This is a genomic window from Bacteroides sp. B1-V-101, assembly GCF_023656585.1.
Classification (GTDB): Bacteria; Bacteroidota; Bacteroidia; order Bacteroidales; family Bacteroidaceae; genus Bacteroides; species Bacteroides thetaiotaomicron.
In genome coordinates this window covers 39,760-57,874 of sequence record NZ_JAMOKH010000010.1, presented here as the reverse complement: position 1 = coordinate 57,874, position 18,115 = coordinate 39,760, and the positions used below count along the sequence as shown (strand labels likewise).

The 18,115-nt window shown below is 45.2% G+C and carries 15 protein-coding genes, 1 other RNA gene and 1 pseudogene; 11 read left to right on the top strand and 6 right to left on the bottom strand.

Annotation, left to right across the window (positions count from 1 at the left end; genetic code table 11):
- Positions 1-613 precede the first annotated feature (613 nt).
- Positions 614-730 (top strand): annotated as a pseudogene (locus NBH01_RS26780) (DUF3078 domain-containing protein); the annotation flags it as partial.
- 108 nt (positions 731-838) lie between these two features.
- On the opposite strand, the gene NBH01_RS09730 reads toward NBH01_RS26780, so the two are convergent.
- The 4 genes from NBH01_RS09730 to NBH01_RS09715 all read right to left on the bottom strand — a co-directional run bounded on the left by NBH01_RS09730 (position 839) and on the right by NBH01_RS09715 (position 5,746).
- Positions 839-1,480 (bottom strand): DedA family protein, encoded by a 642-nt coding sequence (locus NBH01_RS09730; RefSeq protein WP_008764956.1) that lies wholly within the window; start codon positions 1,478-1,480, stop codon positions 839-841.
- A 30-nt stretch (positions 1,481-1,510) separates the two neighbouring features.
- Entirely contained in the window at positions 1,511-2,947 is a 1,437-nt protein-coding gene (locus NBH01_RS09725; protein WP_008764957.1) for a tetratricopeptide repeat protein, read from the bottom strand.
- 195 nt (positions 2,948-3,142) lie between these two features.
- Positions 3,143-4,882: a glutamine--tRNA ligase/YqeY domain fusion protein gene (locus NBH01_RS09720; protein ID WP_054960075.1), complete on the bottom strand. Its 1,740-nt coding sequence runs from the start codon at positions 4,880-4,882 to the stop codon at positions 3,143-3,145.
- Between the two features lie 51 nt (positions 4,883-4,933).
- Positions 4,934-5,746: a PstS family phosphate ABC transporter substrate-binding protein gene (locus NBH01_RS09715; RefSeq protein ID WP_008762446.1), complete on the bottom strand. Its 813-nt coding sequence runs from the start codon at positions 5,744-5,746 to the stop codon at positions 4,934-4,936.
- Positions 5,747-5,922: 176 nt separating this feature from the next.
- On the opposite strand from NBH01_RS09715, the gene pstC reads away from it, so the two are divergent.
- The 6 genes from pstC (at position 5,923) to NBH01_RS09685 (ending at position 11,011) form a co-directional block, all read left to right on the top strand.
- Positions 5,923-7,119 carry a phosphate ABC transporter permease subunit PstC gene (gene pstC / locus NBH01_RS09710; RefSeq protein WP_072067537.1) on the top strand — a complete coding sequence of 399 codons (1,197 nt, stop codon included), beginning with the start codon at positions 5,923-5,925 and terminating at the stop codon, positions 7,117-7,119.
- A gap of 1 nt (position 7,120) precedes the next feature.
- Complete coding sequence (pstA, locus tag NBH01_RS09705; protein WP_008762448.1) at positions 7,121-7,996, top strand: phosphate ABC transporter permease PstA; 876 nt, start codon at positions 7,121-7,123, stop codon at positions 7,994-7,996.
- Positions 7,997-8,003: 7 nt separating this feature from the next.
- A complete protein-coding gene (pstB, locus tag NBH01_RS09700; RefSeq protein ID WP_008762449.1) occupies positions 8,004-8,762 on the top strand; it encodes a phosphate ABC transporter ATP-binding protein PstB in 759 nt (252 codons plus the stop codon).
- 58 nt (positions 8,763-8,820) lie between these two features.
- Positions 8,821-9,510 (top strand): phosphate signaling complex protein PhoU, encoded by a 690-nt coding sequence (gene phoU, locus NBH01_RS09695; protein WP_225679056.1) that lies wholly within the window; start codon positions 8,821-8,823, stop codon positions 9,508-9,510.
- A gap of 343 nt (positions 9,511-9,853) precedes the next feature.
- Positions 9,854-10,456 carry a riboflavin synthase gene (locus tag NBH01_RS09690; RefSeq protein WP_008766638.1) on the top strand — a complete coding sequence of 201 codons (603 nt, stop codon included), beginning with the start codon at positions 9,854-9,856 and terminating at the stop codon, positions 10,454-10,456.
- A gap of 18 nt (positions 10,457-10,474) precedes the next feature.
- Positions 10,475-11,011, top strand: coding sequence for a nitroreductase family protein (locus tag NBH01_RS09685; RefSeq protein WP_022469939.1), 537 nt, complete (start codon positions 10,475-10,477; stop codon positions 11,009-11,011).
- A gap of 236 nt (positions 11,012-11,247) precedes the next feature.
- On the opposite strand, the gene NBH01_RS09680 is transcribed toward NBH01_RS09685, so the two are convergent.
- Both NBH01_RS09680 and rnpB read right to left on the bottom strand, forming a co-directional pair.
- The gene (locus NBH01_RS09680; RefSeq protein ID WP_008762455.1) at positions 11,248-12,567 is read right to left on the bottom strand and encodes a YihY/virulence factor BrkB family protein; all 1,320 of its coding nucleotides are present in this window, start codon (positions 12,565-12,567) and stop codon (positions 11,248-11,250) included.
- Positions 12,568-12,602: 35 nt separating this feature from the next.
- An RNA gene (gene rnpB / locus NBH01_RS09675) (RNase P RNA component class A) lies at positions 12,603-12,964 on the bottom strand.
- A 98-nt stretch (positions 12,965-13,062) separates the two neighbouring features.
- Here rnpB and NBH01_RS09670 point away from each other — a divergent pair.
- The 4 genes from NBH01_RS09670 to NBH01_RS09655 all read left to right on the top strand — a co-directional run bounded on the left by NBH01_RS09670 (position 13,063) and on the right by NBH01_RS09655 (position 18,034).
- Positions 13,063-14,049, top strand: a complete 987-nt coding sequence (locus NBH01_RS09670; protein WP_072067138.1) for a C40 family peptidase — start codon at positions 13,063-13,065, stop codon at positions 14,047-14,049.
- 32 nt (positions 14,050-14,081) lie between these two features.
- Positions 14,082-15,233, top strand: a complete 1,152-nt coding sequence (locus NBH01_RS09665) for a dipeptide epimerase (RefSeq protein ID WP_022469938.1) — start codon at positions 14,082-14,084, stop codon at positions 15,231-15,233.
- A gap of 219 nt (positions 15,234-15,452) precedes the next feature.
- A complete protein-coding gene (locus tag NBH01_RS09660) occupies positions 15,453-16,991 on the top strand; it encodes a trypsin-like peptidase domain-containing protein (protein ID WP_008762458.1) in 1,539 nt (512 codons plus the stop codon).
- 182 nt (positions 16,992-17,173) lie between these two features.
- Positions 17,174-18,034 carry a sigma-70 family RNA polymerase sigma factor gene (locus tag NBH01_RS09655; protein ID WP_008766632.1) on the top strand — a complete coding sequence of 287 codons (861 nt, stop codon included), beginning with the start codon at positions 17,174-17,176 and terminating at the stop codon, positions 18,032-18,034.
- Positions 18,035-18,115 lie beyond the last annotated feature (81 nt).

The following is an 18,115-nucleotide window of genomic DNA, read 5'->3' as shown; positions in this document are numbered from 1 at the left end:
TTTGTTTATTTCGTTATCGATTTCGGCTGCAAAGGTATATAGTTGCCAATGATATTCAAGCAGCCGTTATGGCTTATTAAAAGTGCTGATTTTCAATTCTTTGGTTCTATTTTACCATGCTGTAACGTGGTAGATTGGTCGGACACTCATCTGAAATTCAGCATCTTTAAATATTTATCGTTCAAACACTCCCAAAGTCAGGAATTGGACAATAGGGGTGGCAAATCTTTGGTTCTATTGCCAGTTCTCGTTTTTGAAAATGTCCAACAGAGTGCAAAACAAAATTTAACACCCGATTTTCTCAAGTCATGCTGTTTGAGGTCAAAATCGCTTGCAATAACCACATTTAGGGTACAATGGTAGGAAAATGAGTTGTGAATGAGAGAAATAGGGATTTCCCCTCGTTTTTCAAGGTACAAATTTGTACCTTTGCAAACGAAACAGAGGTATTCAACAAGGGATATTTCGGGCAAAGTGTTCTTGACTTTATTTTTCCGTGTTTTTGTCCCGTTTTTGTCCCTCGCTGATTTTGTATCACGAGACAAGAATTTGCAAGTTGCTGATTTACAATGGTTAAAGCTGTATCTTGGAGGGTTGATAACGACAACCACCAGTAACCACCAATATGGTCTATGACGATGATATCAAAATAGTTCAGAAAGACGGCAGCAAAGGATCACGTCTGCAATTCAAAGAAGTGCTGGGCGTAGGAGTGCAGTTTAATTTTTAAGTAATAAGTAATAGGTATTAGGTAATAAGTATTAAGTCTTAAACCGTGCGGATAAGCTAATAACACAGCAGCTTCGGTTAATACCTAATACTTATTACCTATTACTTATTATTTATTTCTCTTCATTCCTTTATAAACCAGGAAGCCCACGATGAATATTCCGATTGCGATGAAGCAATAGCCGATTTCGTGGCTGTATTCTGTTACTTTGGCAATCAGTTGTTCTTCGCTTTCGATGCCGGGCACTGTCGAGAGGTAATACCCGATTACGGCGAGGATTGTATTCCATAATCCGGCTCCGATAGTGGTATACAACAGGAAGGTGTGCATTTTCATGCGGGCAAGTCCTGCCGGTATGGAAATCAGCTGGCGAACTGCCGGAATCAATCGGCCGATGAAGGTGGAAAGTGCGCCATGCTTGTCGAAATAAGATTCGGCATGTTGTACTTTGGCTTCGTCGATCAGACACATGTGCCCGATGCGGCTGTTGGCAAATTTATAAATAATGGGACGTCCCAGCCATTTGGCCAGATAATAGTTGATTAATGCGCCGATATCTGCACCGATGGTGGCAAATAAGACTACCAAGTAAATATTAAGCTCGTCATTGACAGCTGCTTTGTATGCTGCCGGCGGGATGATCACTTCCGATGGGAAAGGGATGAAGGAGCTTTCTATAGTCATTAATAAAGTGATTGTCCAATAATTCAGATGTTCGAGACACCACTGGATAAAAGCTACTGATTCCATGTGTTTTTGGGCTAAAGTTTATTAATATGATTATTTATTTCCTTTCTCTTTCTTCATGCGCTTCCAGACTTCTTTGAGCATTTGTTCGCCTTCCTCCGTTTGGTTAGGTCTGGACAGCAGATCCAGAATGATGTCCTCGCTGATCGGATGGGCACTTTCACTGTTGTACTTGAAGAAGTCGTCTATCTCGTTATGCATCAGACTGAGAATACTCAGTTTCTCTGTGACGTCTGCATAGTTGGGATCAATCCGGTATGACTCTTCAAAACAGAGTTTGGCTTGATATAAGTACTCTGCGTCCGAATAGGCCGAAGCTACCAAATACCACATTTCTGCACTCGGTTCCATCACCAGTGCTTTGTCAAAAGCCTTGACTGCCTTTTTTTTCTGACCTTCCTTCATGTAGAGTTTACCTTCTGTCAGATGGATACCGGGATCATCCGGCTGGATCTTTTTGGCTTTTTTACATAACAGATGCGCTTCCTCATGCTTGCCTAGTTGGGAGGCGGCTACAGCTTTGTTGGTATAAGTATCTATCAATAGAGGAGAGTTGCCGGCTCCGTCTGCTACAAAACGGTCGATGACACGTTGGTAGCAATCGTCTGCTTCTTGCCATGCTCCTTTGTTGGAATATGCCATCCCCAAAAACATGTAACCCATTTCGGGAGGAAAGGCTTTGTATTCTATCGCCTTTGTATAATTCTCAATGGCGGCATCCGAATTGTTCAGATAGAAATAGCAATGTCCGCGGTAAGCGTAGGCTTCTCCAAACGTCTCGTCGGCAGCCAGTGCAAAGTCACAGGCTTCGATTGCTTTTTCGCTGTCTTCAGCTGCAAAGCGGCATTTGGCAAGTCCCACCCAGTAACTGGCATTGTAAGGGTCCATATCAATCAGTTGATTGTAATAGGTCGATGCGGCTTCGAGTTCATTGGTGCCTGCGAGATAGTCTGCCATGACAGCTATGAAATCTTCTTTTTTACCGAATCGGGGGGTACCTTTATCCAACCATTCCTTGGCGGCTTCGGGGTATCCCATATCCATATAGAGATAGATGATGTTAATAATTGTTTCCAGTTCATCCGTATCTTCTATGGTATCTAATGTGCTTCGGGCTGCTTCCAGTTGTCCTTCGTTCAGCAGAAGTTCCGCTTTCAGCATTTTTACATCAGTAATATAATCATCTGTGATGCTTTCTGCAACTTTTTTCGCCAGAGGTATTTTACCGGTATCAAGATAAAGATAGGCCTGCTCTACCAGTAGATCTGTGCTGTCGGGATGCAGGTGGAGGCCGTAAGTTATGACCTCTTGCGCTTCGTCGAATTTCCGTTCGGCAGCGTATCGGTCAGCAATGTCGGCTAGTTGGTCTCCGTCCAGATAGAGTTGTCGGTTTTCTGCTTTTGCCGTTTCATATTGAGCGATTAACTCGTTTAGTTCTTTATTTGCGGACGGTGAATTTTTTCTCCCCATTCTGATTTATTTTGATTTGAATAAAGCAGCGCTAAAAAGATGTTTAGGCACGGATTACACAGATTGAAGCGGCTTGTAAGTTACGTGAACTCTTTAAATCCGTGTAATCCGTGCCTGAATAATATCATAGATTTATTCCTTATTCGGCTTTTGGCACTGCCTTTTTATGTTTAAGTAGCCTGTGAGGGCTGAATTTTATTTATTGATTTTGCCCCAGGTATCCTTTAATCCTACCGTGCGGTTGAATACAAGTTTCTCCGGAGTCGAGTCTTTGTCGATATTGAAATAACCGATGCGTTGGAATTGCAGGTATGAGAGCACAGGCAAGGTTGCCGCAAACTTCTCGATATAGCAATTCGGCAGAACTTTCAAAGAATCCGGATTGATGATTTCCTTCATTGCTTCCAGAGCTTCGCAGTTCTTTGCTTCACGGATGGCAGCCAGTTCGTCGCGTGGGTTTTCTACCTTCCACAGACGGTCGTAGAGGCGTACTTCTGCTTGCAGGCAGTGGTTGCAGCTTACCCAGTGGAGCGTACCTTTCACTTTGCGGTTGGCATCCGGCATACCGCTGCGGGTGTTCGCGTCATATTCACAATATACTTCTGTGATTACGCCGTTCTCATCCTTCTTGCATCCGGTACATTTTACGATGTAAGCGTTTTTGAGGCGTACTTCCTGTCCCGGAGTCATGCGGAAATATTTCTTGGGCGCGTCTTCCATAAAGTCTTCGCGTTCCATCCATAATTCACGGCTGAACTCGATCATGTGGCTTCCTGCTTCCGGATCTTCCGGATTGTTGATAGCTTCCAGTTCCTCCACTTGTCCTTCCGGATAGTTGGTGATGATGAGTTTCACCGGGTTGATGACAGCAGATACGCGGGTAGCACGGCTGTTCAGATCGTCACGTACGGAGCTTTCCAGCAATGCGATATCGTTCAGGGCATCGTAAGTCGTATAACCGATTTTATCGATAAATTTATGAATAGATTCCGGAGAATAACCACGACGGCGGAAGCCGCAGATAGTCGGCATACGGGGATCGTCCCATCCGTTCACCAATCCTTCTTTTACCAGCGTCAGCAGGTTGCGTTTGCTCATCAGCGTGTAGCTCAGGTTCAGCTTGTTGAACTCAGTCTGACGGGGACGGTTGTCGTTCAGATCCTTACCTTCTTTCAGCCAGTCGATGAAGAGATCATAGAGCGGACGGTGTACCACAAATTCGAGCGTACACAGAGAGTGGGTTACTCCTTCGAAGAAGTCACTCTGTCCGTGGGCGAAGTCGTACATCGGATAAGCCTTCCAGGTAGTACCTGTGCGGTGGTGCGGATGCTTCACGACACGATAGATGATCGGGTCGCGGAAGTGCATATTAGGATTGGCCATGTCGATTTTGGCACGGAGTACCATAGCGCCTTCTTCTATCTCACCGCTGTTCATCTTCTTGAAGAGTTCCAGGCTTTCTTCGATTGGGCGGTCACGGTACGGGCTGTTCACACCTGCTTGCGTGGGAGTACCTTTTTGCTGGGCAATCTGTTCAGCTGTTTGCTCGTCGATATATGCTTTTCCTTCCTCGATGAGGCGGATGGCGAAGTCCCATAATTGCTGGAAATAGTCGGAAGCGTAGTATTCGTTTCCCCATTGGTAGCCAAGCCATTGAATATCTTCTTTGATGGCTTCTACGTATTCCACGTCCTCTTTGGTCGGGTTTGTGTCGTCGAAACGAAGGTTACATACACCGCCATGTCTGGCAGCGATGCCGAAATCAAGGCAAATAGCTTTGGCATGACCGATGTGAAGGTATCCGTTCGGCTCGGGCGGGAAGCGGGTCTGCACTTTTCCACCATTTTTACCTTCCTTCAAATCCTTCTCTACTGCCTGTTCAATAAAGTTCAGGCTTTTCTTATCGCCTGTGTCTTCGTTTTTAATATCTGTCATAACGTTAAAATGTTAACTCTATTTATAGGCTACAAAAGTAGGACATTTTTTTTATTTTACTGGAATATAACCGCTCTTTTTTATAATCTCCTGTCCTTCGGGCGAAAGAATGAAGTTGATCAGAGGAGCTACCTGCTCTTTGTTCTTCACATTATAATAGTAATAAAGGGGGCGGACAATGGGATAAGTCTTGTTCGTTGCGTTCTCCACTGTCGGGGCGGCGTAGTGGCTTCCGTCATACGAAACGGAAAGCGTTTTGGTGCGGGGAGATACGTATGCCAGCCCGACGTACCCGATGGCTCCCTTCGTCTGGCTGACGGACTGGATGATAGCACCTGTGGCGGGCATGGAAAGGCTGCCTGCCATATAGTTCTTGTTTTTCAGCACGTTTTCCTTGAAGAATTCGTAAGTTCCCGAAGAGGTTTCGCGGGAATAGACAACTATTTTGCGGTCGTCTCCGCCCACTTGCTTCCAGTTGGTGATTTTTCCGCGGAAGATATCTTCCAGCTGCTGGCGGGTGAGCTGTTTCACCGGATTGGAAGGGTGCACCACTACGGCAAGGGCGTCGTAGGCTACGATCACCTCGTCCACCTCTTGTCCGGCTTCTTTGGTTTTCATCTTTTCGCTGAATTTGATCGGACGGGAAGCCATGGCAATATCCGTCGTATTATCCATCAGTGCGGAGATGCCGACCCCGGTGCCTCCTCCGGTGACAGTGACCCGCGCATCCGGATGCTGATTCATAAATCGCTCTGCTGTTTGTTGGGCAACAGGCAATACGGTGTCGCTGCCTTTGATACGCTGTGCGTTGGCGCTGAGAGACAGAAGGGAAAGGGCGATTAATAAATTTCTTCTCACTTTCATAATTATTCTTTTTATTGTTGGTGCAAATAAAACAATCACATATTACATTTTTGTTTCAGATAAGGGAGAAATAATGTTTGTAACACAAATGTAACAGCATTGAAATACTTCCTTCAAACGTTAGTCACACCTCCTTAATAAGGAGTTGCTTTCTTTGCATCAGAAAACCAATAGGTATGAAGAAGATTTTTGAGAAAATAATAGAAGGAATTCTGACTTGTAGCGGTTTCGTAACAAGTATTACAATCCTGCTGATCGTGCTTTTCCTGTTTACGGAGGCTTTCGGGCTGTTCAATAGCAAGGTGATTGAAGAAGGGTACGTGTTGGCTTTGAACAAAGGCAATAAGGTAAATACGCTGAGTCCTGCTCAGATAAAGGACGTTTTCGACGAGGAGATAACGAACTGGAAAGAACTCGGTGGGGAGGATCTCCCTATCCGGGTTTTTCGTTTGGAAGACATCACGGAGTATTATACGGAGGAAGAACTGGGTCCGGCTTACGAGTATGCCGGCGAAAGAATCACGCAGTTGGTGGAGAATACGCCCGGTATCGTGGCTTTTGTCCCGCAGAAATTTATAGTGCAGCCCGATGCAGTGCATTTTATTAAGGATAATACCATTTCGGTAAAGGATGTCTTTGCGGGTGCCGAATGGTTTCCGACAGCGACTCCTGCCGCCTTATTCGGATTTCTGCCGTTGATAGCGGGTACCTTGTGGGTGAGTCTGTTCGCTATACTTTTTGCACTTCCGTTCGGGCTTTCGGTATCTATCTATATGTCTGAGGTCGCCAATCCGAAGGTGCGTAACTGGCTGAAACCAATTATTGAGCTGCTGAGTGGTATTCCTTCGGTGGTTTATGGTTTTTTCGGCCTGATCGTCATCGTTCCGCTGATTCAGAAATTCTTTGATCTGCCGGTAGGGGAGAGCGGTTTGGCGGGAAGTATCATCCTGGCTATCATGGCGCTGCCTACTATCATAACAGTTACCGAAGATGCCATGCGCAATTGTCCGCGTTCGATGCGGGAAGCAAGTCTGGCGCTGGGAGCTTCGCAGTGGCAGACCATATATAAGGTCGTGATTCCCTATTCGATCTCCGGAATCACTTCCGGTGTGGTGTTGGGCATCGGACGCGCTATCGGAGAGACGATGGCAGTATTGATGGTAACGGGTAATGCCGCAGTGATACCGACAACGATTCTCGAACCGCTCCGCACGATTCCGGCAACGATTGCGGCGGAACTGGGAGAAGCTCCGGCAGGAGGACCGCACTACGAAGTGTTGTTCCTGTTGGGTGTCGTACTGTTCTTTATAACATTAATCATCAACTTTAGCGTGGAGTATATCTCTTCTAAAGGAATAAAACGTAGCAAGTGATATGGAAATACGAAGTAATAATAAAGCGAAACACCGTTCTCAGAGGCTGGCTTTCGGAATTTTCCGGTTGTTGAGTCTCTGCATAGTGTTGATTTTGTTTGCGATTCTCGGTTTCATTATATATAAGGGAGCGGGCGCTATCAGTTGGGAGTTCATCACTTCGGCACCTACGGACGGGATGACCGGCGGAGGTATCTGGCCGGCTATTGTCGGTACTTTCTATCTGATGGTTGGCAGTGCGCTTTTCGCTTTTCCAGTGGGAGTGATGAGTGGAATCTATATGAATGAATATGCTCCGAAAGGGAAGCTGGTACGTTTTATACGAGTGATGACGAACAATCTGAGCGGTATTCCTTCTATCGTTTTCGGTCTGTTCGGTATGGCGCTGTTTGTCAATTATATGGGCTTTGGTGACAGTATTCTGGCGGGTTCTTTGACGTTAGGTTTACTTTGCGTACCTTTGGTTATTCGTACTACGGAGGAGGCATTGAAAGCGATTCCCGACAGTATGCGTGAAGGAAGCAGGGCATTGGGGGCTACCAGATTGCAGACGATCTGGCATGTGATTCTTCCGATGGGGATGCCGAACATCATTACGGGATTAATCCTTGCTTTGGGACGTGTTTCAGGCGAGACGGCACCGATTCTGTTTACCTGTGCCGCTTACTTCCTGCCGCAGTTGCCGACGAGTATTCTGGACCAGTGTATGGCGCTGCCGTATCACCTGTATGTGATTTCGACCAGCGGAACGGATATGGAAGCGCAGTTGCCGTTGGCTTATGGTACGGCTTTGGTACTGATTGTGATTATCCTTCTGGTTAATCTGCTGGCAAATGCATTGAGAAAATATTTCGAGAAAAGAGTAAAAACGAATTGATAAGTATATGGATACAATAAAAATAGATGCGCGTGATGTAAACTTCTGGTATGGTGATTTTCATGCCTTGAAAGGGATCAGCATGGAGATTGAAGAAAAGTCTGTAGTTGCCTTTATCGGACCGTCGGGATGTGGTAAATCGACTTTCCTTCGTCTTTTCAACCGGATGAACGACTTGATTCCCGCTACCCGTCTGGAAGGTGAAATCCGGATTGACGGGCATAATATTTATGCCAAAGGGGTGGAAGTGGACGAGCTTCGCAAGAATGTGGGCATGGTTTTCCAACGCCCTAACCCTTTCCCGAAAAGCATATTCGAGAATGTCGCTTACGGGCTTCGCGTCAATGGAGTGAAAGATAACGCTTTCATCCGTCAGCGGGTAGAAGAGACGCTGAAAGGGGCTGCGCTTTGGGATGAGGTGAAAGATAAACTGAAAGAGTCTGCCTATGCTTTATCCGGCGGACAGCAGCAACGTCTCTGTATTGCCCGTGCCATGGCGGTATCTCCTTCGGTACTGTTGATGGATGAACCGGCTTCCGCGCTCGATCCTATTTCTACGGCCAAAGTAGAGGAACTGATTCATGAACTGAAGAAGGACTATACAATCGTGATCGTAACTCACAATATGCAGCAGGCGGCACGTGTCAGTGACAAGACGGCTTTCTTCTACTTGGGAGAGATGGTAGAGTATGGTGATACGAAAAGGATATTCACCAACCCTGAGAAAGAGGCTACCCAGAATTATATCACAGGACGTTTCGGCTAAGCGTCACCGGAGTGTTTGTGAAAAACGAGAATATTAATCATTTATATATAAATAGACTATGGTAAAGTTTATAGAATCGGAACTCATTCTATTGAAGAAAGAAGTAGATGAAATGTGGACACTGGTGTACAATCAGCTTGACCGTGCAGGGGAAGCAGTCATGACACTTGACAAGGAACTGGCACAACAGGTAATGGTTCGCGAACGTCGGGTGAATGCCTTTGAACTGAAGATCGACAGTGATATAGAGGATATCATTGCATTGTACAATCCGGTGGCGATTGATCTCCGATTTGTGTTGGCAATGCTGAAAATCAATACAAATCTGGAACGTCTGGGAGACTTTGCAGAAGGGATAGCCCGTTTCGTTATTCGCTGTAAAGAACCGGTGCTGGATGCCGATTTGCTGACTCGTCTGCGTTTGGGAGAGATGCAGGCAGAGGTATTGTCCATGCTGGAACTGGCAAAACGTGCCTTGAACGAAGAGAACATTGAAATGGCAACGGCGGTATTCGGCAAAGATAATCTGCTGGATGATATCAATGCGGAAGCCACAGGCATCTTGGCAGATTATATCCGTGAACATCCGGAGACGGCGCATATTTGTGTTGACTTGGTTGGTGTGTTCCGCAAACTGGAGCGTTCGGGCGACCATATTACTAATATAGCCGAAGAAATAGTCTTCTTTATTGATGCGAAAGTCTTAAAACATAGCGGAAAAGTGGACGAAAACTACCCGAAATCGTAATTTTTTGCATGTTTTTAAACAAAAATTAGGGCTACTTAGAAAATAATCCTATATTTGTCCCTTGTAACGGACAAGTTATGGGCGGTTTTGCGTCAAATGATAATAAATCCAAAGAAATTTCAAAAAGATGTTATATGACATGTTTTATAATTTGGAGAGTATCAGTAAAAGCGACTATATTTGCACCGTTATCCTGAAAACAATCTTTTTACCTTTAAAAAAAACTAATACCTATTGAAAACTGAAAAATGGAGCTTTGTGAAAAGCCCCATTTTTTTTTGCTCTTATTTTTTAAGCTCCTTCCTTATTTGTATCTTTGAGCCGTACTAAAATAAATAACATTATGTTTTCTGGAATCGTAGAAGAGTACGCTACTTTGGTAGCACTGGTGAAAGACCAGGAGAATATACACTTTACATTTAAGTGTTCGTTTGTAAATGAGCTGAAGATTGATCAGAGTATTTCTCACAACGGAGTATGCCTGACGGTAGTGAGTCTGACCGATGATACGTATACGGTAACTGCCATGAAAGAAACGCTGGACCGTTCGAATCTTGGTTTGCTGAAAGTGGGTGATAAGGTGAATGTAGAGCGCAGCATGATGATGAATGGCCGACTGGATGGACATATCGTGCAGGGACACGTAGATCAGACGGCTACTTGTGTGGAAATCAAGGATGCGGAAGGAAGCTGGTATTTTACATTTAAATATGCATTTGATAAAGAAATGGCGAAACGTGGCTATATCACGGTAGACAAGGGTTCGGTGACTGTTAATGGTGTCAGTCTGACGGTATGCAATCCGACGGATGATACTTTCCAGGTAGCTATCATACCTTATACTTACGAATATACCAACTTTCATACATTTGAAATCGGTAGCGTAGTGAATATCGAATTTGATATCATCGGTAAGTATATCAGCCGGATGATTCAGTATAGATAATTAAAAAATAGATGTCTGATGGATTTTCTGCAATTGGTACTGTCTCGTCAGAGTGACCGGGCGTATGATAAAGAGCGTCCGGTAGAAGCGGAGAAGCTGGAGCGCATTCTGGAAGCTGCTCGTCTGGCTCCTTCTGCCTGCAATGCGCAGCCATGGAAGTTTGTGGTCGTGACGGACCATGAGCTGGCTTCAAAAGTGGGGAAGGCGGCAGCCGGACTAGGCATGAATAAGTTCGCCAAAGATGCCCCTGTACATATTCTGGTTGTAGAAGAGTCTGCCAATATTACATCCTTGCTTGGAGGAAAAGTAAAAGGCAAGCATTTCCCGCTGATTGATATTGGAATCGCTGCTGCTCATATCACATTGGCTGCAGAGAATGAAGGACTGGGTTCCTGCATCTTGGGCTGGTTTGATGAAAAAGAGATCAAGCAATTGACAGGTATTCCTGCTTCCAAACGTTTATTGCTGGATATTGCAATCGGGTATCCGGTGAAAGAGAAACGAAAGAAGATGAGGAAGCCGAAAGAAAAGGTCATTTCTTATAATCAATACTAATTGAAAAAAAGATTACTCCTTGGACTTGCCGGAGTAGATATACAGTAAAAAGCCTCGTTGGTTTAAAAGGAAGAGGTCGTTCCTTTAAAACCAACGAGGCTTTCCTTTAAAACCAACGGCCTGTTTCTTTTAAAGGAAAAAGTTGCAGTCTTTAATCTGTTGATTATAAGATAGTTGTCTAAATACAATTCTCAAAATTGAGAATTGGTAAAAAACAAAGACGTTTAAAGGCGTTTTTATAGGTCTTTCAGCAGTACTTTACTTGCCTTCTTATAGTATTCTTCTCTGGATTCAGTCAGTACTTTCCATTCGTCATTAAACTCCTCATCCTTGTCGATCTTGAAGTTTTCGGACCCATAAGTATCCAGTCGGTCGAGCAAGATGGCTACATTCAGTTGGTTGATATCCATAGAGGGCTGGTAGCCGATATCTTCACTTTTTTGGTCGGTCACTACCTCGTGGATCAAGTCTATTTCTTGTAATTGATAGAGTACCTGATTAGTCAGCCGGATGGGGATTTGATGCTCTTCCGATATTTCTGCTGCTGTATAGGGCGGTTCATTCCTTTCGAAACGTTTGGCGATAAGCGACATGATCAGGATAGAGATAAAGTCCCGGTAACGTCTGCTGATGTTGCGGGTATCCTGATCGAAACTAAAGCTGCGGATATTTTGTCCGGCATACGTCAATTCAGCTCCGAACAGACAGATGGTCCATGAGATTTGCAGCCAAAGCAGAAACAAGGGGAGGGCGGCGAAGCTACCGTAGATAGCATTGTATTTCGATACCCATAACTGGCTGTTGATATACAGGAACTGGAAGGCCTGATAAGCGGAACCTGCCAGGATACCTGCAATCAGAGCGTGCTTGAATTTCACTTTCGTGTTGGGCATGAAGATATACAAGCCCGTAAACATCAGCCAAGTTAATACAAATGGGATAAGGCGGATCATGAACTTCATGACGGGAGCCAATAAAACGAAATCGTCCATCTGCTTCAGCACGGTACTCACAAACAGGGAAAGACCGCCCGATACCACAATCAGAATCGGCATGAGCAGGAACATGGAGAAATAGTCCGTAATCTTCCGGTACATGGAACGCGCCTTCTTTACTTCCCAAATACGGTTGAAAGTGATTTCGATATTGCTCACCAGATTGATCACGGTCCATAGCAACATCACCAGACCTACCCCAATGAAAATACCGCCTTTGGTTTGCGAGAGGTAGGAGTTGACGAAAGAAAGAATAGCTTCCGTCGTTTCTATATTTCCCCCGAAGCCGCTCCGAAACTGGTGCTCCATCAGATTATCAAATCCGAATCCACGGGCCACGGCGAATAGGATGGCGAGTATAGGCACAATAGCAAGCAGTGTGCTGTATGTCAGTGCTGAGGCCTTGTTTGCCATCCGGTCTTTAGTAAATCGGTTGATACAGAGATAGATGGTTTTGATAATATTGTAGAGCGAGAATTTCGTTCTAGTCACTTCATCTTCCGTGATGCGCCAGATGTCATACGTGATGAATTTCCATATATCGGTGATTTTCTTCTTCATGGCTCAGAATTTTAAAAAAGCAGTTTAAAAAAGAAAAAAGCAGTCAGCCTGTAAGCCGAGTTCTGTACCTTATAGATATAAGGTGCCTGTCATTTATCTGAGTGGCGTGTCACCACGACACTTTAGCGGTCTACCCTCCGACATGGAGCGAGCAGCTCTCATAACGCCGGTTTACATGACCTTACAACTCCTAAGACGTACAGCCCGTATGTCACCATACGACTGGTAGGCTCTTACCCTACCTTCTCACCCTTACCTCTCCCCGAAAGGAGCGGCGGTTATTTTCTTCTACGTTACTCTACCCTCGCGGACAGCTTTCTGTTAGGAAGTAGGATGCTCTGTGTTGCCCGGACTTTCCTCCTGCGCGAAACGCGCACGCGACAGACCGGCCAACTGCTTTAGACTGCAAAAGTACGTCATTTATTTTGTTTTAGCCAAAGAAAGTGTCACAAATAGAAATAATTTCTACCTTTGCTATCATTAAATCATGATTCAATGAAGAAAAATATCCTTTTTTTCTATTGCTTGCTGGTAGTAACGGTAGTTAGTCTGAAAGCTCAGGAAATACGTCCCATGCCTGCTGATTCGGCTTATGGGGTAGTGCACATTTCTGTTTGTAATATGCGCGATGAAGGTAAGTTTACATCCGGGATGAGTACGCAGGCGCTGCTCGGAATGCCGGTCAAGGTATTGCAATATACCGGCTGGTATGAGATTCAGACTCCGGATGACTATACGGGATGGGTACACCGGATGGTGATTACTCCGATGTCGAAAGATCAATACAATGAATGGAACCGTGCTGAGAAGATCGTGGTGACTTCCCATTATGGATTTACGTACGAAAAACCGGATGATGACTCTCAGACCGTATCGGATGTCGTTGCCGGCAACCGTCTGAAGTGGGAGGGGAGCAAAGGGCGCTTTTACAAAGTGTCTTATCCCGACGGTCGCCAGGCATATATATCCAAACATATTTCACAACCCGAAACGAAGTGGAGAGCTTCATTGAAACAGGATGTCGAAAGCATTATTCAAACCGCCTATACAATGATCGGAATCCCTTATCTGTGGGCGGGAACTTCTTCGAAAGGAGTCGATTGCAGCGGTCTGGTCCGGACAGTGCTTTTTATGCACGATATAATCATCCCGAGAGATGCGTCGCAACAGGCTTATGTAGGCGAACGCATTGAAATCGCTCCTGATTTCTCCAACGTGCAACGCGGAGACCTCGTCTTTTTCGGTCGCAAAGCCACAGCCGACCGCAAAGAAGGCATCTCGCACGTAGGCATCTACCTGGGCAACAAACGCTTCATCCATGCCCTGGGAGACGTACATGTCAGCAGCTTTGATCCCGAAGACGAATACTACGACGAGTTCAACACCGGCCGTCTGCTTTTTGCCACTCGCTTCCTGCCTTATATAAATAAGGAGAAAGGCATGAATACCACTGACCATAACCCCTATTATCTATATGACTAATCATTATCAATTATCCATTATCCATTCAACAAATGCCAAATAGAAGAGATTTCCTGAAAACGGCCGCCTTTGCAACTTTAGGCTCCGGAATAGCTGTCAGTCAGGTATTGGCGGGAGAATCTATAGCTTCCACCATTCATATAAACAAACAGGGTATGGGAGGGAAGATGAAAATGACTTTTTTCCCTTATGAGTTAAAGTTGAGGCACGTCTTTACGGTAGCCACTTATTCGCGTACCACCACACCCGATGTGCAGGTAGAAATCGAATATGAGGGAGTGACCGGATATGGAGAGGCGTCAATGCCCCCTTATCTTGGGGAGACGGTGGAGTCGGTGATGAACTTCCTTAAAAAAGTAAATCTGGAGCAATTCAGTGATCCTTTTCAGTTAGAGGACATTTTGTCATACGTTGACAGTCTGTCGCCGAAAGACACGGCGGCAAAGGCAGCGGTAGATATTGCCCTTCATGATTTGGTGGGAAAACTGCTGGGAGCTCCGTGGCATAAGATATGGGGATTGAATAAGGAAAAGACCCCTTCCACCACCTTTACGATCGGTATTGATACGCCCGATGTGGTGCGCGCCAAAACAAAAGAGTGTGCAGACCGGTTTAATATATTAAAGGTAAAGCTAGGGAGAGACAACGATAAGGAAATGATAGAGACGATCCGTTCGGTGACAGATCTTCCGATTGCCATAGATGCCAACCAGGGATGGAAAGACCGCCAATATGCGCTCGATATGATCCATTGGCTGAAAGAGAAGGGGATTGTAATGATAGAGCAGCCCATGCCGAAGGAACAACTGGATGACATTGCCTGGGTGACACAGCAAAGCCCTCTGCCGGTGTTTGCCGATGAGTCGTTACAGCGTTTAAAGGATGTGGCCGCTTTGAAAGGTGCGTTTACGGGAATCAACATCAAACTGATGAAATGTACCGGTATGCGTGAAGCATGGAAGATGGTGACGCTGGCGCACGCTTTGGGAATGCGCGTGATGGTGGGCTGCATGACGGAGACTTCGTGTGCGATATCTGCTGCCTCGCAATTTTCTCCGGCGGTCGATTTTGCCGATCTCGATGGCAACCTGCTCATCTCCAACGATCGCTTTAAAGGGGTAGAAGTGGTGAAGGGGAAAATCACCTTGAATGACTTACCCGGAATCGGTGTCATGAAAATCTGATCTTACTGAATGAATGTCAGACTGTTAAAGCCATCTGACATACAACGAATGTAAATTTGTCAGTTGCTGTCGTTAAGCGCTGTTAAGCCTCAAATATTCTCTGTTAAAAGAGGACAAAAAAGAGTGACAAGTAGAATAAGTGAACGATATTTGTTATTATTTTAACGTCGTAAAAGTTAAAACAATGTCGAATATTAACATTTTAAAGAATTATAAATCATGAAACAGACAACAAAGAACATTCTGGGAGTAGGAGCTATTATTCTTCTTAGCTCAGGAGTTGCAGGATTGACAACTTACAAATTGTTGCAATCCAATGATGCTGCCAAAGAGACATCTTTTAATGAGATGTTCCAGCAGAATCCCAATGTCAAATTGGCTGCTTTTGACGCGGTAAACGCTCAACCGGTTGACTTGACACAAGCTGCGGAGAATTCGCTTCATGCTGTCGTACATATAAAGTCTACTCAGGAAGCTAAAACAAGAACCGTTCAGCAAGCGCCGGATATTTTTGACTTCTTCTTTGGAGACGGACGCGGACAGCAGCGTCAGGTACAATCCCAGCCTCGTGTTGGTTTTGGTTCCGGAGTCATCATTTCCAAAGACGGATATATCGTAACCAACAATCACGTAATTGAAGGTGCCGATGAGATCAGTGTGAAGCTGAATGATAACCGTGAGTTCAGAGGACGTGTGATCGGTACTGACCCGAGCACAGACCTTGCTTTGATCAAGATTGAGTCTGATGATGATCTGCCTACTATTCCGGTTGGAGATTCCGAAACACTGAAAGTAGGAGAGTGGGTACTCGCCGTAGGAAATCCCTTCAATCTGAACTCTACAGTGACAGCAGGTATCGTAAGTGCCAAAGCCCGTACTTTGGGAGTATACAATGGCGGTATTGAATCTTTCATCCAGACAGATGCCGCCATCAACCAGGGAAATAGTGGTGGTGCACTGGTGAATGCGAAAGGCGAACTGGTAGGTATTAACTCCGTGTTGTCTTCACCTACGGGAGCATACGCCGGATACGGCTTTGCTATCCCTACCAGCATTATGACTAAGGTAGTTGCCGACCTGAAACAATACGGAACAGTACAGCGTGCCCTCCTTGGCATCAAGGGAGCTTCTTTGGGCAGCAGCATCATGGAAGATCAGAGTCCTATCGATAAGTCCGGTACTACACTGCGTGATAAAGCGAAAGAATTTGGCGTGGTAGACGGCGTATGGGTACGCGAAATCGTTGATAACGGTTCGGCTGCCGGTGCTGATATCAAGGTGGATGACGTAATTGTCGGTTTAGATAACAAGAAAGTACATAACTTTGCCGACTTGCAGGAAGCATTGGCTAAACACCGTCCGGGCGATAAGGTAACTGTGAAACTAGTTCGTGACAAGAAAGAAAAGTCAGTAGAAGTGACGCTGAAGAACGAACAGGGTACTACCAAGATCGTGAAGGAAGCTGGTATGGAAATTCTGGGTGCTGCATTCAAAGAACTGCCGGATGACTTGAAGAAACAGCTGAATCTCGGCTATGGTCTGCAAGTGACAGGCGTTTCTTCCGGTAAGATGTCAGATGCAGGAGTTCGCAAAGGTTTCATCATCCTGAAAGCTAACGACCAGCCGATGCGCAAAGTAAGTGATCTGGAAGAAGTGATGAAAGCCGCTGTTAAGTCTCCGAATCAGGTATTGTTCCTGACCGGCGTATTCCCGTCCGGCAAGCGCGGATACTTTGCAGTAGACCTGACTCAGGAATGAGTTATAAATTAAGGTAAGAAGATTGTAGGATAAGCTAATGAAATAGAAAAAGGATGCCGTCATACAACTTGTCGGCATTCTTTTTTGTTTTATTAGTTGAAAATATAGTGAAAAAGTTGCCTAAATATGTATGTTAACAAATTATTTGTCGTAACTTTGCACTCCAAATCTGTTTTTAAAGAATGAGACAACTAAAGATTACCAAAAGTATCACTAACAGAGAGAGCGCTTCTCTTGACAAGTATTTGCAGGAAATCGGCCGTGAGGACCTGATAACAGTCGAGGAAGAAGTGGAACTCGCTCAGCGCATTCGTAAGGGTGACCGTGTAGCATTGGAAAAATTGACACGTGCCAATCTTCGTTTCGTCGTATCTGTGGCCAAGCAGTACCAGAACCAGGGTTTGAGTTTGCCTGACTTGATTAATGAAGGCAATTTAGGACTGATCAAGGCCGCCGAAAAGTTTGATGAAACACGTGGATTCAAGTTTATCAGCTACGCCGTATGGTGGATTCGCCAGTCTATTCTGCAAGCATTGGCAGAGCAGTCGCGTATTGTTCGTCTCCCGTTGAATCAGGTAGGTTCGCTGAATAAGATCAGCAAAGCCTTCTCAAAGTTCGAACAGGAAAACGAGCGGCGTCCGTCTCCCGAAGAGTTGGCAGATGAACTGGAAATTCCGGTTGACAAGATCTCTGATACACTGAAGGTATCCGGCCGTCATATTTCGGTGGATGCGCCTTTCGTGGAAGGAGAAGACAACAGCCTGTTGGATGTGTTGGTAAACGACGATTCGCCTATGGCGGACCGCTCTCTGGTTAATGAGTCTCTTGCGAGGGAAATTGATAGAGCTCTTTCTACGTTAACCGAACGCGAAAAAGAAATCATACAGATGTTTTTCGGTATCGGACAACAAGAAATGACATTGGAAGAAATCGGCGATAAGTTTGGTCTCACACGTGAGCGCGTTCGTCAGATTAAAGAAAAAGCAATTAGAAGACTAAGACAAAGTAATCGTAGTAAATTGCTCAAATCCTACTTGGGATAAGTGAGGAATATCAGTTTCTGAAAAAAAAGAATTAGGGTCGCATAAGTTGCACTTCTTGGAGTAATCATCTGAAGAATGTAC